The 13,194-nt window shown below is 62.5% G+C and carries 16 protein-coding genes; 11 read left to right on the top strand and 5 right to left on the bottom strand.

Going from position 1 to position 13,194, the window contains the following annotated elements:
- Nucleotides 1-10 precede the first annotated feature (10 nt).
- The 5 genes from AC1RTB_RS13130 to AC1RTB_RS13150 all read right to left on the bottom strand — a co-directional run bounded on the left by AC1RTB_RS13130 (nucleotide 11) and on the right by AC1RTB_RS13150 (nucleotide 4,158).
- A complete protein-coding gene (locus AC1RTB_RS13130; RefSeq protein WP_492878411.1) occupies nucleotides 11-670 on the bottom strand; it encodes a phosphoribosylanthranilate isomerase in 660 nt (219 codons plus the stop codon).
- Nucleotides 671-824: 154 nt separating this feature from the next.
- Nucleotides 825-1,583: a M48 family metallopeptidase gene (locus AC1RTB_RS13135; protein ID WP_492878409.1), complete on the bottom strand. Its 759-nt coding sequence runs from the start codon at nucleotides 1,581-1,583 to the stop codon at nucleotides 825-827.
- A gap of 92 nt (nucleotides 1,584-1,675) precedes the next feature.
- Nucleotides 1,676-2,116 carry a DUF2852 domain-containing protein gene (locus AC1RTB_RS13140; protein WP_476801361.1) on the bottom strand — a complete coding sequence of 147 codons (441 nt, stop codon included), beginning with the start codon at nucleotides 2,114-2,116 and terminating at the stop codon, nucleotides 1,676-1,678.
- Between the two features lie 121 nt (nucleotides 2,117-2,237).
- Entirely contained in the window at nucleotides 2,238-3,380 is a 1,143-nt protein-coding gene (locus tag AC1RTB_RS13145) for a benzoate/H(+) symporter BenE family transporter (RefSeq protein ID WP_492878406.1), read from the bottom strand.
- Nucleotides 3,381-3,384: 4 nt separating this feature from the next.
- Nucleotides 3,385-4,158, bottom strand: coding sequence for an alpha/beta hydrolase (locus tag AC1RTB_RS13150; RefSeq protein ID WP_492878404.1), 774 nt, complete (start codon nucleotides 4,156-4,158; stop codon nucleotides 3,385-3,387).
- A gap of 200 nt (nucleotides 4,159-4,358) precedes the next feature.
- Here AC1RTB_RS13150 and infC point away from each other — a divergent pair, with 200 nt between their 5' ends.
- From infC to AC1RTB_RS13205, 11 genes are all read left to right on the top strand, one after another.
- Entirely contained in the window at nucleotides 4,359-4,895 is a 537-nt protein-coding gene (gene infC, locus AC1RTB_RS13155; RefSeq protein ID WP_476781694.1) for a translation initiation factor IF-3, read from the top strand.
- A gap of 100 nt (nucleotides 4,896-4,995) precedes the next feature.
- Nucleotides 4,996-5,622, top strand: a complete 627-nt coding sequence (locus AC1RTB_RS13160; RefSeq protein WP_492878402.1) for a methyltransferase family protein — start codon at nucleotides 4,996-4,998, stop codon at nucleotides 5,620-5,622.
- 221 nt (nucleotides 5,623-5,843) lie between these two features.
- Nucleotides 5,844-6,047 carry a 50S ribosomal protein L35 gene (gene rpmI, locus AC1RTB_RS13165; protein WP_476786844.1) on the top strand — a complete coding sequence of 68 codons (204 nt, stop codon included), beginning with the start codon at nucleotides 5,844-5,846 and terminating at the stop codon, nucleotides 6,045-6,047.
- Between the two features lie 37 nt (nucleotides 6,048-6,084).
- Nucleotides 6,085-6,486: a 50S ribosomal protein L20 gene (gene rplT, locus AC1RTB_RS13170; protein WP_492878400.1), complete on the top strand. Its 402-nt coding sequence runs from the start codon at nucleotides 6,085-6,087 to the stop codon at nucleotides 6,484-6,486.
- Nucleotides 6,487-6,600: 114 nt separating this feature from the next.
- Entirely contained in the window at nucleotides 6,601-7,689 is a 1,089-nt protein-coding gene (gene pheS / locus AC1RTB_RS13175; RefSeq protein ID WP_492878398.1) for a phenylalanine--tRNA ligase subunit alpha, read from the top strand.
- 226 nt (nucleotides 7,690-7,915) lie between these two features.
- Complete coding sequence (locus AC1RTB_RS13180; protein WP_492878396.1) at nucleotides 7,916-8,311, top strand: hypothetical protein; 396 nt, start codon at nucleotides 7,916-7,918, stop codon at nucleotides 8,309-8,311.
- A 111-nt stretch (nucleotides 8,312-8,422) separates the two neighbouring features.
- On the top strand, nucleotides 8,423-8,854 hold the full coding sequence (locus AC1RTB_RS13185) for an ASCH domain-containing protein (RefSeq protein WP_492878394.1): 432 nt from the start codon (nucleotides 8,423-8,425) through the stop codon (nucleotides 8,852-8,854).
- Complete coding sequence (gene pheT / locus AC1RTB_RS13190; protein ID WP_492878392.1) at nucleotides 8,851-11,256, top strand: phenylalanine--tRNA ligase subunit beta; 2,406 nt, start codon at nucleotides 8,851-8,853, stop codon at nucleotides 11,254-11,256. Before AC1RTB_RS13185 ends, pheT begins: the two co-directional genes overlap by 4 nt.
- 16 nt (nucleotides 11,257-11,272) lie before the next feature.
- Nucleotides 11,273-11,875, top strand: a complete 603-nt coding sequence (locus AC1RTB_RS13195; protein WP_492878390.1) for a nucleotidyltransferase family protein — start codon at nucleotides 11,273-11,275, stop codon at nucleotides 11,873-11,875.
- Nucleotides 11,876-11,941: 66 nt separating this feature from the next.
- Nucleotides 11,942-12,529, top strand: a complete 588-nt coding sequence (locus AC1RTB_RS13200) for a cytochrome b (protein WP_492878388.1) — start codon at nucleotides 11,942-11,944, stop codon at nucleotides 12,527-12,529.
- 66 nt (nucleotides 12,530-12,595) lie between these two features.
- The gene (locus tag AC1RTB_RS13205; RefSeq protein WP_492878386.1) at nucleotides 12,596-13,174 is read left to right on the top strand and encodes a YceI family protein; all 579 of its coding nucleotides are present in this window, start codon (nucleotides 12,596-12,598) and stop codon (nucleotides 13,172-13,174) included.
- Nucleotides 13,175-13,194 lie beyond the last annotated feature (20 nt).

Consider the following 13,194-nt stretch of genomic DNA (forward strand, 5'->3'; position numbering starts at 1 on the left):
TGGAGGCTGGTCAGGCGGCGCTGCGGTCGCGAGCTGCCCGGACGGCCCTGAAGAAATTTTCGATCAGCGCCGCATCCTTGACGCCCGGAGCGCTTTCCACGCCCGAGGAAATGTCGATGCCGGGCGGGTTCGCGAGCTTGAGGGCGTCGCCGATATTGGCGGCGTTCAGGCCACCGGAAAGCATGTAATCGACGGAGGCGTCAAGGCCTGCGAGCAGCCGCCAGTCGAACGACACGCCATTGCCGCCGGGCAATTCGGAGCCTGCAGGTGGCTTGGCGTCGAAAAGCAGGCGGTCGGCAACGCCGATATAGGGTGTGATCGCCTCGAAATCGGCGGCCTCGCGAATGGAAAAAGCCTTCATCACCGGCAGGCCGTAGCGCGCTCTGACCTCGGCCACACGTGCCGGGCTTTCCTTGCCGTGCAGCTGGATCATGTCGGGCTTCATCGCAGCCACGATCTTGTCGAGGAACGCGTCGTCGGCATCGACGGTCACGGCAACGGCTTTCGCTTTGCCCTTTGCCGCCTCACGCAGCCGCCCGGCATCCTCGGGCGAAATGTTGCGCGGGCTCTTGGCAAAGAAGATGAAGCCGACATGGCTCGCGCCGCCGGAAAGCGCTGCCGTCAGCGCTTCGTCGGTCTTGAGGCCACAGATTTTGATGTCGAAAGCCATGGGTGGGGAGTGGCACGAAAAGGCGGCGAAGTCGAGGAAAAGCGAAGGGAGCGAATAGCGAATAGAGAGTAGCGAATAGAGACAGGATCGGCTTGGCGTGAACGCAGCGGCCACGCGCCGGCCCACTACTCACTATTCGCTATTCCCTATTCGCTCACTCAAACTGTATCGCCTGCAGCGCGCTGCCATTGCGCTTGAGCCAGGCCTTGCAGCGCTCGGTGTCGGGGCACAGTTCCTCGCACAGCTTCCAGAATTTCGGGCCGTGGTTCATTTCTCGTAGGTGTGCCACTTCATGCGCGACGAGGTAATTGATGACAGGCACAGGTGCCATCATGATGCGCCAGGAGAACGACAGAACCCCGTCCGACGTGCATGAGCCCCAGCGGCTCGACGTATCGCGAAAGCGGATCGCCTTGGCGCGGCGACCGGCGGCCAGGCAGTGCGTTGCCACCATCGCCTCGATGTCGCGCTTGGCCTCGCGCTTGAGGAAATCGGCGATGCGACGCGGCAGATGCGTCCGGTCGCCATAGACCAGGAGCGTCGGGCCGCTTTCGTCCTGCGACTGGCGCACGGTGCCGCGCGTCCCGCCTTCATGAATGATGAGATGCGGGGTGCCGCGAATGGGGATCTTGATGCCGGGGCGTACCTGCGGCCGATCAGGCACCTTGGCCAAGCGCTGTTCCAGCCAGCCCTGGTGGCGGTCGAGGAAACGGTCGACCTCGCCCTGGCGCAGGCCGGGCGGCACGGTGATGCGCAGGCCGCGGCCACCGGCATCGATGCGCAGCGTCAGCCGCCGCGCCCGGTCGTTCTCGACGATCCTGAGCGGCAGCGTGCGGCCCGCGACAACGTGATCCCGCTCCTGGACGGGAGCAGGCGCTGGCTTTGTCAGCTTGCGGAAGAAGCCAAAGGACATGGGGTGCGAGACTAGATGATTCGAGGGAAATCGGAGCAAAAGAAAACGGCGCCGCGTACACGGCGCCGTTGGCATTCAGCGATCAGGCGACCTCAGTCGTCGAGCAGGCCTGACTTGCCGCCCTTCTTGGGCGTAACTGTCGGTGCCGTCGGCTTGTGGCGATTGGCCATGAAGCGGTCGAAATCGTCCTGGTCCTTGGCCCGGCGCAGTTCGCGGGCATAGGCGTCGAATTCTTCGCGCATCGTTTCAAGCTTGCGGCGCTCTTCGTCGAGGCGCTCGAGTTCCTTCTCGCGCCAGTCGTCGAAAGCGACGTTGCCGGTGCGGGCATTGGTCCGGTACGAGGCCTTGCGGCAGCCGGCGAAGATGCCGTCGGTTGCCCGGTTTACGTCGCGCTTGAAACCTTCAAGCCGGTCGCCCCAGATGATGTAGGCAAGCATGGCGAGGCCGAGCGGCCAGAACACCATGAAGCCGATCACCATCAATGCGATGGTTGCCGGCGTCCAGGCCGGACGGATCAGTGCAGTCGTGTTCATTTTAGTTTGCCGTTCCTTCGTTTCGAGGCAGCCGGGGAAAAAGCTGCTTCAAACGACATGGGAATGGAAAAATGGCGATTCAAGACAATGTCGGCCAAAACCGGACAATAGCTTGGAAAAACTAGCCTTTTTTGATGCTCTCAAGCACCAGCACGACCAGGCCCGCGACCAGCCCCCAGAACGCCGAACCGACGCCAAACAGCACAAGCCCCGATGCGGTGACGGCAAAGGCGATGGTCGCGGCCATGCGGTGGTGGTCGTCCTTGAGCGCTATGGCGAGCGCATTGGCCAGCGGCGCCAGCAGCGCGAGACCGGCCACAAGCACGATCAGGCTCTGTGGCAGCACGGCAAAGATCGCCACCAGCGAAGCGCCGAAGGCGGCGAAAACGACATAGGCGAGCGCGTAGAACGGCCCGGTCTTCCAGCGCTCTTTCATATCAGGGTGCACGTCGGGGCCGGTGCAGATCGCCGCCGAGATCGCGGCGAGGTTGGTGGTCGAGGCACCGAACGGTGCCGACAGCACTGAAAACAGCCCGGTGACTCCGATCAGCGGTCCCGGTTCGGGGTGGTAGCCGGCGGCACGCAGCACCGCGAGGCCCGAAAGATTCTGCGAGGCCATGGTGACGAGATAGAGCGGCAGCGCCAGGCCGATGATCGCTGCGACCGAAAATTCCGGCGCGATCAGTGTCAGCGTCGACAGTTCCGGCACAGGCAGCCCGCCGACCCGGCCGGTCAAAAATGCTGCCGCACCGCCACCGACAAGCACCACCAGCACCGAAAGTGCCGGATTGTAGAGCCGTATCAGGAAGAACGCCGCGATCAGCGGCAGGATCAGCCAGGGATCCCCAGGGATCGTCTTCACCGCATTGATGGCGAAGGTGACGACGATGCCGGCGAGCATGCCCGAAGCGACAGAAGCCGGGATGCGCGAAATCAGTTGCGTCAGCGGCTTGATCAGCCCTGTGAGCACCAAAAGCACGCCGGTGACGAGGAAGGCGCCGACCGCCTCGCCGATGGTGAAGCCGCTGCTGGCAGCGATCAGTGCGGCTCCCGGCGTCGACCAGGCGGAGATGACGGGCATCCTGGTCCGCCACGACAGCCAGGCGGTTTCGAACGCCATGGCAAGGCAGATGGCGGTGACCCAGCTTGCCGTTTGGACCTGCGAGGCGCCGACGGCTTCTGCCGCGGCGATGATGATGGCAAGCGTGCCGCCGAACCCGACGATGGCCGCGACAAATGCCGAAATCGGGATCGATATGCGCATGAGTTCAGCCCGCCCGTTGGATCATTTCGCCGACCGCGCGGGTCATCAGCTCGAGGTCCTGTGGCCGCGACAGCCGGTGGTCGCCATCGGGCACCAGAGACAACGTCGCGTCGTCGGCGGGCAAGAGGCTCATCAGCTTGAGCGCATGGCTGTGCGGAACATCGGGGTCGACCAGGCCCTGGATGATGTGCACCGGGCAGTGCGTATGGATCGGCGCCCCCATGACCAGGTTCTGCCGTCCGTCCTCGATCAGCGCGCGCGTATAGATGTAAGGTTCGGGCGAATATTCCGACGGCTCCTCGAAATAGCCTTTCTCGGCCAGATCGCGCCGTTGCGCCTCGGTCAGCTGCGGTTCGACCAGCTCGGCAGTGAAGTCGGGTGCGGGCGCCAAAAGAACAAGGCCCGCGATGCGATCACCCTCGCCTGCTCGGTTCAGCTCGGCATTCATGCGCAGCGCGATCCACGCGCCCATCGACGAGCCGACAAGGATCTGCGGTCCGCGCGTGAACTGGCGGAACACCGCCAGGCTTTCGCCGAGCCATTTCGAGATCGTGCCGTCGGCGAAGCGGCCAGCGGACTCACCGTGACCGGAATAGTCGTGGCGCAGGAAGCTCCGGCCTTCGTCGGCTGCCCAGCCAGCCAGTGTCTCGGCCTTGGTGCCAAGCATGTCCGAATTGTAGCCGCCGAGCCACACAACACCGGGTGTTGCCCCGTCCATATGCCTGACGGCGATGCGGGTGTTGTCCACCTCGATGAAGCCTGGCGCACTTGCATTCATGTCAAATCCCCTTGGCACGGACTTGTGGCACAGCCGGCCCGACGCGGAAAGAGCCCCAAGAATCGTTATTTTGGGGCAGTTCGCATGCGCGGAAGCAGGTGATTTGTTGTGAGTGCTGTGTTATTGACTTCGCCCGCGCGCTCCCCACATTGGCGCGTCCGCAAACCTTCCAACGTCAATGGCTCGAGGAGACCACGACCATTCGCAGACCTTTTAAATCAGCCGCGCCTACCAAGGACGGCCCGCGTTCCAACCGTGACATCCGGGTTCCCCGTGTCCAGCTGATCGACGTCGACGGTTCGAACCGTGGCGATGTTTCCATCAACGACGCACTCCTGGCCGCCGAAGAGGCAGGCCTCGATCTCGTAGAAATTTCCCCCAACGCCACGCCGCCCGTCGTCAAGATACTTGACCTCGGCAAGCTGAAATACGCCAACCAGAAGAAGGCGGCCGAGGCGCGCAAGAACCAGAAGGTCATCGAGATCAAGGAGATCAAGATGCGCCCGAACATCGACAGCCACGACTACGAGACCAAGATGAAGGCGGTTCGCCGCTTCTTCGAGGAAGGCGACAAGGTCAAGCTGACGCTGCGTTTCCGTGGCCGCGAGATGGCGCATATGGAACTTGGCATGCAGCTCCTCAACAAGGTTCGTGAGGAAACCGCCACCATCGCCAAGGTCGAAGCCGAGCCCAAGCTCGAAGGCCGGCAGATGATGATGGTGCTCGCGCCACGCTGACGCCTTATTGCCCCGGCAACAGCCGGGGCGCATTCATTTTTCTTGAAAGGCGTCGAGCGGTCGAACTCGCCATGCGGGTACTGCAGGCGAGTGGACTGTCATGAGCGAACAGAAGGTTGAAGGGCTGGGGAATTATCAGCACCGGCGGCGCATGGTGCTTGCCGTGCTGATCGTCGCCCTGTTTGCGGCGCTGCTGTTTGGCCAGTCGACCTTTCCGCCGGACAGCCCGGTTCACGAGGCCCTCGAGATGGGCGGCCTGCTGATGATCTTCCTCGGCATCGTCGGGCGCCTGTGGTGCACGCTCTATATTGGCGGGCGCAAGTCGGGCGAGATTGTCACCGGCGGGCCCTATTCGATGTCCCGCAATCCGCTTTACGTCTTTTCGACGCTGGCCGCAGCTGGCGTCGGCGCGCAGATGGGCTCTATCGTTGCGACCATCGGCTTTGCCGTGCTGTGCGCCGCGGCGTTCCATATCGTCATCCTGCGCGAGGAGCGGCATCTCGACTCGCTCTTCGGCCCGGAATATCAGGCCTATGTCGCCAGGGTGCCGCGCTTCTTTCCCAATATTTCCCTCTACCAGGAGGGCAACACTGGCAGCTTCAACCCGCGGATTCTGCTCAGCACTTTGCTCGACGGCTTGGTTTTCCTGGTCGCGCTTCCTGTGTTCGAGATGATCGATCATGCCCAGATGACGGGTGCGCTGCCGGTGCTGTTCCGCATACCCTGAACCCCTGAGATTCCCTCGGAGATTCATTGCGGTTGCACTGCGCGCAGGGTGTTGCGCATTGCGCCGCTTCCGCGTATATAGCCGCGTCCCAGAACCGCCCGGCAGGGCATGCCGTGGCGGTTTCATTTGCTTTTCGGGCTTTGGTCGGCCTGAAAACAACAACATGAGGGATTTCGCAAGCATCTCCGGATGCCGAGGAATCCTAAGAACGGAGTAGCAAAATGCCCAAGATGAAGACCAAATCCGCTGCCAAGAAGCGGTTCAAGATCACCGGGACCGGCAAGGTTCTGGCGGCTGCCGCTGGCAAGCGCCATGGCATGATCAAGCGTTCCAACAAGTTCATTCGCGATGCCCGTGGCACGATGGTTCTGGCTGAACCGGACGCCAAGAAGGTCATCAAGAATTTTCTTCCGAACGGCCTCTGAGCCCTCGGTCTGGACAGCGTTTTAAGGAGATCATGACATGGCACGTGTAAAAAGGGGCGTAACGTCCCACGCCAAGCACAAGAAGGTTCTCGAGCAGGCCAAGGGTTTCTACGGCCGCCGCAAGAACACCATCCGCATTGCCAAGCAGGCGGTTGAGAAGTCGAAGCAGTACGCTTACCGCGACCGCAAGAACCGCAAGCGCAACTTCCGCGCCCTGTGGGTCCAGCGTATCAACGCAGCGGTGCGCGAGCACGGCCTGACATATGGCCGCTTCATCGACGGTCTGAACAAGGCCAACATCGAGATCGATCGCAAGATCCTCTCCGACATGGCCATCCACGAGCCCCAGGCATTCGCCTTGCTCGTTGCCAAGGCCAAGGTTGCTCTTGAGTACCTCAAGAACACCACCCCGAATGCTTTTGAAAGCGCTGTTGCTTAACCAGCGCCTTCCCAAGCATCACAGACTTGATTTGGGAAACCCGCGCTGGCACGGCTGGCGCGGGTTTTTCTTTGCAGCAACGAAGGGCCTTGAAGGCCGCAACGGAACTGGACCATGAGCGATCTTGAAACTCTCGAACAATCGCTGCTGAGCGACATCGCTTCGGCCTCCGACGAGCAAGCGATCGAGGCCGTGCGCGTTGCCGCCCTCGGCAAGAAGGGCTCTGTCTCGGAGATGCTGAAGACGCTTGGCGCGATGAGCGCCGAAGAGCGCCAGACCAAGGGCCCGGCGATCAACGGCCTCAAGAACCGCGTCACCGATGCGCTGGCCTCCCGCAAGACCGAGCTGCGCGACGTTGCCATCACCGCGCGCCTGATCGCCGAAAAGATCGACATCACGCTGCCGGTGCGCCAGTCGCCGGCCGAGCGTGGCCGCATCCATCCGATCAGCCAGGTCATCGACGAGATCGCGGCGATCTTCGGCGATCTCGGCTTTGCCATCGCCGAAGGTCCCGATGTCGAGACCGACCATTACAATTTCACCGCGCTGAACTTCCCCGAAGGGCATCCGGCGCGCGAGATGCACGACACCTTCTTCTTCCCGCCTGACGCCAATGGCGAGCGCAAGCTTTTGCGCACCCACACCTCGCCGGTGCAGATCCGCACCATGGAGACGCAGAAGCCGCCGATCCGCATCGTCATTCCCGGCAAAACCTACCGCCAGGATTCCGACGCCACGCATTCCCCGATGTTCCATCAGGTCGAGGGCCTGGTGATCGACAAGACCGCCAACATCGCTAACATGAAGTGGGTGCTGGAGGAGTTCTGCAAGGCGTTCTTCGAGGTGCCGTCCGTCAAGATGCGCTTCCGCCCGTCCTTCTTCCCGTTCACCGAGCCGAGCCTCGAGGTCGACATCCAGTGCGACCGTTCGCGGCCGGGCGAAGTGCGCTTCGGCGAAGGCAACGACTGGATGGAGATCCTGGGCTGCGGCATGGTTCATCCGAACGTGCTGCGCCATGGCGGCCTCGATCCCGACGAGTACCAGGGCTTCGCCTGGGGCATGGGCATCGACCGCATCGCCATGCTGAAATACGGCATGCCCGACCTGCGCGCCTTCTTCGACGCCGATGTCCGCTGGCTCCAGCATTACGGCTTTAGGCCGCTCGACATGCCGACGCTGTTTGGCGGGCTGAGCGGTGGATAGATCAATCACACTCTTCAATTTAATAACGCTTACTATTGCGTTGGCCGCTCTCGCGCTGTCTGCGTGGAATCTGTGGCTAACTCAGATGCGGCGGGGACGTGTTTTCCTGACTCAGCCCACGATATTTTTCTTCGGTTGGGACAGTCGGAACGGTGAAGACATTCCAAAGATAATGTTCCGCTCGGCGCTATTCTCTAGTGGCAATAGGGGGAGAGTGGTGGAAAGCATGCACGTTCTGGTGAAGACCGAGGACGATCGCTACGAGTTCCCCTTCTGGGGATATGACGATGGAAAAGGTATGGTTCGTGGCAGCGGACTATTTGTCGGCCCCACGGGGCACGTCGCCTACCACCATTTCAATCCCCTAAATGAGGAGCACAGCTTTGCCTATTCAGGCAAAAAGTATGAAATCGAGGTCTGGGCGAAAGTCTTCGACCAAAAAGATGATCTGTTGCTGGGTAAATACCAGTTTGAGTTGGACGAACCTATTGTTGCGTTGGACTTAGCCCATCACGAAACAGGCGTCTTGTGGAGCTGGTCTCCGCAAGATCGCCGATACTATCCGGAAGTGTCTCGTCGACACTTTGAATCGCCCCAGCTTCCTGCGAAGCACGTTTCTTAAGTACTGTACCGTCAAGAGCACGCCCATGAAATTTACTTTCTCCTGGCTGAAGGATCATCTCGAGACCGAGGCTTCGCTCGATATGCCGACGCTGTTTGGCGGGTTGAGCGCATGAGTTCTGTCGCCGACCCGTATGCCGATGCCGTGACTTTCGCCTTTGGCGACAGCCCCGAGCTGGCCGACGCGTTGCTGGCGCTGGTGCTGTCGGGTCGCAAGACCGCGACCTGCGGTGCGCTACGCGACTTTGGCGGGTCCGAGCCGGTGCCTGAAGTCGGCCGCCGCGATGTCGTGCTCGACGGGGCCGGCCGGCGCGCTGCCGTCATCGAGACCGTCGAGGCGATCCATCGCCGCTTTGACGAGGTCGATGCCGAATTTGCTGCCGCGGAAGGCGAAGGCGACCTGTCCTACGACTACTGGCGGCAAGCGCATGAGGCCTATTTCGCCCGCAATGGCGGCTTCTCGCCTGACATGATTTTGGTTTGTGAGCGGTTCCGGGTGGTGGAAGTGCTCGACCGCAACGACACGAAACGAGTGAACCCATGAAATTCACCCTCTCCTGGCTCAAGGACCATCTCGACACCGACGCTTCGCTCGAACAGATCGTCGAGCGGCTGACCTCGATCGGCCTCGAAGTCGAATCCGTCGACGACAAGGCGGCACTGAAGCCCTTCGTCATCGCCAAGGTGCTGACGGCTGAGCGTCACCCCGACGCCGACAAGCTGCAGGTGCTGACGGTCGACACCGGCGACGGCAAGCCTGTGCAGGTCGTCTGCGGAGCGCCCAACGCGCGTGCGGGCCTCATCGGCGCTTTCGCCGCCCCCGGCGCCTATGTGCCCGGCATCGACGTCACGCTTTCCGTCGGCAAGATCCGCGGCGTCGAAAGCCACGGCATGATGTGCTCCGAGCGCGAATTGCAGCTGTCGGACGAGCACAATGGCATCATCGACCTGCCGGCCGATGCGCCTGTGGGCACGTCCTTCGCCGCATACGCCCATCTCGACGATCCCATGATCGAGATCAATTTGACGCCGAACCGTCCCGACGCCACCAGCGTCTATGGCATCGCTCGCGATCTCGCCGCGTCCGGCCTCGGCACGCTCAAGGACGGCGCGGTTGCGCCGATCGATGGTGAAGGCGACTGCCCGGTCAAGGTGACCATCGAGGCCCCCGAGCTGTGCCCCGGCTTCGCGCTCAGGCTCGTTCGCGGCGTCAACAACGGCCCCTCGCCCAAGTGGATGCAGCAGCGCCTGATCGCCATCGGCCTGCGCCCCATCAATGCGCTGGTCGACATCACCAACTACGTCACCTTCGACCGTGGCCGCCCATTGCACGTCTTCGATGCCAAAAAGGTCGCCGGCAATCTGGTGGTCCGCCGTGGCCGCGAGGGCGACAAGGTGCTGGCACTCGACGGGCGCGAATATGCGCCGACATCGGAGATGTGCGTCATCTCTGATGACAACGGCGTCGAATCCATCGCCGGCATCATGGGCGGCGAGCATTCCGGCTGCGACGAAAACACCACTGACGTGCTGATCGAGTCGGCACTTTGGGACCCGATCACCACGGCCCGTACCGGCCGCGCGCTCGGCATCATCACCGATGCGCGCTACCGCTTCGAGCGTGGCGTCGATCCCGAATTCATGGTTCCCGGCGTCGAGCTGGCCACCAAACTGGTGCTCGAACTCTGCGGCGGTCAGCCGACCAGGACCGATGTGACAGGTTATGCCGGCCACAAGGCCAAGGTCGTTTCCCTGCCGCTGTCCGAGGTCAAGCGCCTGACCGGCATCGACGTGCCGAAGGCCGAGAGCCTCGACATCCTGGCCCGCCTCGGTTTCGGCGTGAAGGGTGATGGCGACGTGGTCGATGTCACGGTTCCGTCCTGGCGCCCCGACGTCGACGGCAAGGCTGATCTGGTCGAAGAGGTGATGCGCATCCACGGCGTCGACAACATCGCGCCGCAGCCGCTTGGCGCCCATGACGCGGTCAATGGCAAGATCCTGACCACGCTGCAGATCCGTACCCGTGCGGCGCGCCGCGCGCTTGCCGTGCGCGGCATGATGGAGGCCGTCACCTGGTCGTTCATCCCGGCCAAGCACGCCGAGCTGTTCGGCGGCGGCAAGCCTGAGCTGAAGCTGTCGAACCCGATCGCAGCCGACATGTCCGACATGCGGCCCTCGCTGCTGCCGGGCCTGATCGCCGCTGCCCAGCGCAACGCCGACCGTGGCCTGGGCGATGTCGCCTTGTTCGAGGTTTCCGGCATCTATGAGAGCGACACGGCAGACGGCCAGCGCCGCGTTGCATCTGGTGTCCGCCGTGGCACCGCCAAGCTCGAAGGCTCGGGCCGCAACTGGGCCGGCAATGCCGGCAATGTCGGTGTCTTCGACGCCAAGGCCGATGCGATCGCCGCACTCGAAGCGTGCGGTGCACCTGTCGACCGGCTGCAGATCGAAACCGGCGCGCCAGAGTGGTATCATCCCGGCCGTTCCGGCGTGATCAAGCTCGGCCCCAAGGTCGTGCTCGGCACCTTCGGCGAGTTCCACCCAAGGACGCTCGAAGGTCTCGACGTGTCGGGCCCGCTCTGCGGCTTCGAGGTTTATGTCGATGCCGTCCCCGAGCCCAAGGCCAAGCCGACCAAGACCAAGCCAAGGCTCGACCTGTCGGCCTTCCAGGCGGTCAAGCGCGACTTCGCCTTCGTCGTCGACAAGGCGGTCGAGGCCGGCACGCTGACGCGCGCGGCGCTCGCCGCCGACAAGAAGCTGATCACTGCCGTTTCGGTGTTCGACATTTTCGAGGGCGCGTCGCTTGGCGAAGGCAAGAAGTCGATTGCCATCGAGGTCTCGATCCAGCCGCAGGAAAAGACCCTGACCGACCAGGATTTCGAAGCACTCGCCGCCCGCATCGTCGAAAACGTCAAGAAACAGACAGGCGGCGTGCTGCGCAGCTGATAGGTTCGAGGCGGCGATGGACCACCTTCGCTACGCAGGCCTGCCGTTCGAAGAGCAACGGCAGGCCTTTTTCGACATCCTTCTGGCTGATCCGCTGGTTTGCGGAGCGCTCGACGGGGCAGCGCGGCTGGCCCTGCCGCAATGGATGATCGTCTCGGGCGCGCTCTACAACAGCATCTGGAACCATCTGACCGGCCGCCCCACGGGCTACGGCATTAGGGATGTCGACCTGTTTTATTTCGACGCTGCGGACCTGTCATGGGAAGCCGAGGACGCTGCGATCCGGCAAGGTGCCGAGCTGTTCACGAACCTGCCGCTGCCGGTCGAAATCCGCAACCAGGCGCGCGTTCATCTCTGGTTCGAGCAGCATTTCGGCTATCCGCGCGCCCCGCTTGTGTCGAGCGCCGAATCCCTCGAACATTTCGCCTCGCGCACCCATGCCGTCGGCCTGCGCCTGACACCGGACAAGATGCCGGAGCTTTGTGCCCCATTCGGCCTGGACGACATCTTTTCCTTCCGTGTGTTGCCCAATCACCGCCACGACAATCGCCTCACCCACGAAACCAAGGGCCGGCGCGTAAAACAGATGTGGCCGGAGGTCTCGGTCGCGGATTGGTGAGAGACGGTCATTTGATTCCGTTATCCACCTGGATGAATCGCGCCTAGAATTCGTTGTGCATTGGAGATGTCTTCCATGCTGCGCAACACGACCACGCGTTACGGCTGGGCCGCGATCGTCCTTCATTGGCTGATCGGGCTGATCTTTATCGGCCAGTTCGTGCTTGGCTGGGCGATGGTTCGCATCGCCAGCCAGCGCACCGCGTTCGAGCTGATCCAGCTGCACAAATCCTTCGGCTTCCTGCTGCTTGGGCTGGTCCTTGTCCGTATCGGCTGGCGGCTCGCCAATCTGAGCCCCGAACTGCCTGACGAGGTCGGATCGGTCGAGCGCGCGGCGGCGCCTGCGGTGCATTTCGCGCTCTATGCGGCGCAGCTCGTGGTGCCGCTGTCGGGCTGGGCGCTGGTTTCCGTCTCGGTGCTCGAAATCCCGTCCATGCCGTTCAACCTGTTTTTGATGCCCAATTTGCCGCTTTCGGTTTCCGAGCAGGCGGAGAATTTCTGGATCTTCAGCCACAAATGGCTGGCTTATGCCGCCATCGCCTTGGTTGTGCTGCACATTTTGGCGGCCTTGCGCCACCATTTCTGGCTGCGCGACGTGGTGTTGGTCAGGATGCTTTCGCCCTTTGTCGCAAACCGCGCACGAAAGCCGGAATAGCCGCCGCCGCTGATTCGTTGGTTGCGTGCGTGGCAAGTGCGCCGCGCCATCAGGGAGTATGATGAGATGTCTTTGCGTGTTCTTGGCGTTGCAACCGTCCTGGCGCTTGGGTTGATCGGCGGTACCGCTTCGGCAGTGGCGCTTTCAGAGGCTGCCGGGCGCTATGCCATCTCGGCCAATGGTTCGAGTATCCGCTTCAACATCGGCAAGGTCGGCGGCGGCGGGCTGAACGGCGCCTTTGGCCGCTTCTCCGGCAGCATCAGCATCGACGGCGGCGATATTGGCCGTTCGAAGGTCGACATCACCATCTATCCCGACAGCGTCGGCACCGGCGAAGGCCGCGTCGATGCGTTCCTGAAGTCGGACGCCGTCTTCGATGCCGCCAATTCGCGCCAGATCACCTTCCGCTCGACGTCAGTGCAGCGCACCAGCGACAGTTCGGCAGTTGTCACCGGACAATTGACCGCGCGCGGCCGGACCTCCACCGAGAAGTTTCAGGCGCAGCTGCAGGGCCTGAAGAACGGGCAGCTTCACTTCCACGTCTCCGGCAAGGTGCTGCGCTCGCGCTACGGAATGGATGTCGGCACGCCGATCTACTCCAACATCGTTGATTTCGAGATGAGTTTCGCTGCCCGCCGTGCCTGACCGTGCCAATCTCCGCTGGC

The organism is Aminobacter sp. GW821-FHT11F06, assembly GCF_058808215.1.

Excerpts from the sequence above, each read along its gene's own strand:
- AC1RTB_RS13135 (WP_492878409.1), bottom strand. The coding sequence starts at position 1,583 with ATGTCCTTTGGCTTCTTCCGCAAGCTGACAAAGCCAGCGCCTGCTCCC.
- pheT (WP_492878392.1), top strand. The coding sequence starts at position 8,851 with ATGAAATTCACCCTCTCCTGGCTCAAGGACCATCTCGACACCGACGCT.
- AC1RTB_RS13145 (WP_492878406.1), bottom strand. The coding sequence starts at position 3,380 with ATGCGCATATCGATCCCGATTTCGGCATTTGTCGCGGCCATCGTCGGG.
- AC1RTB_RS13205 (WP_492878386.1), top strand. The coding sequence starts at position 12,596 with ATGTCTTTGCGTGTTCTTGGCGTTGCAACCGTCCTGGCGCTTGGGTTG.
- AC1RTB_RS13180 (WP_492878396.1), top strand. The coding sequence starts at position 7,916 with ATGCACGTTCTGGTGAAGACCGAGGACGATCGCTACGAGTTCCCCTTC.
- AC1RTB_RS13200 (WP_492878388.1), top strand. The coding sequence starts at position 11,942 with ATGTCTTCCATGCTGCGCAACACGACCACGCGTTACGGCTGGGCCGCG.
- rplT (WP_492878400.1), top strand. The coding sequence starts at position 6,085 with ATGGCACGTGTAAAAAGGGGCGTAACGTCCCACGCCAAGCACAAGAAG.
- AC1RTB_RS13195 (WP_492878390.1), top strand. The coding sequence starts at position 11,273 with ATGGACCACCTTCGCTACGCAGGCCTGCCGTTCGAAGAGCAACGGCAG.
- AC1RTB_RS13130 (WP_492878411.1), bottom strand. The coding sequence starts at position 670 with ATGGCTTTCGACATCAAAATCTGTGGCCTCAAGACCGACGAAGCGCTG.
- AC1RTB_RS13185 (WP_492878394.1), top strand. The coding sequence starts at position 8,423 with ATGAGTTCTGTCGCCGACCCGTATGCCGATGCCGTGACTTTCGCCTTT.
- AC1RTB_RS13140 (WP_476801361.1), bottom strand. The coding sequence starts at position 2,116 with ATGAACACGACTGCACTGATCCGTCCGGCCTGGACGCCGGCAACCATC.
- pheS (WP_492878398.1), top strand. The coding sequence starts at position 6,601 with ATGAGCGATCTTGAAACTCTCGAACAATCGCTGCTGAGCGACATCGCT.
- AC1RTB_RS13150 (WP_492878404.1), bottom strand. The coding sequence starts at position 4,158 with ATGAATGCAAGTGCGCCAGGCTTCATCGAGGTGGACAACACCCGCATC.
- AC1RTB_RS13160 (WP_492878402.1), top strand. The coding sequence starts at position 4,996 with ATGAGCGAACAGAAGGTTGAAGGGCTGGGGAATTATCAGCACCGGCGG.
- rpmI (WP_476786844.1), top strand. The coding sequence starts at position 5,844 with ATGCCCAAGATGAAGACCAAATCCGCTGCCAAGAAGCGGTTCAAGATC.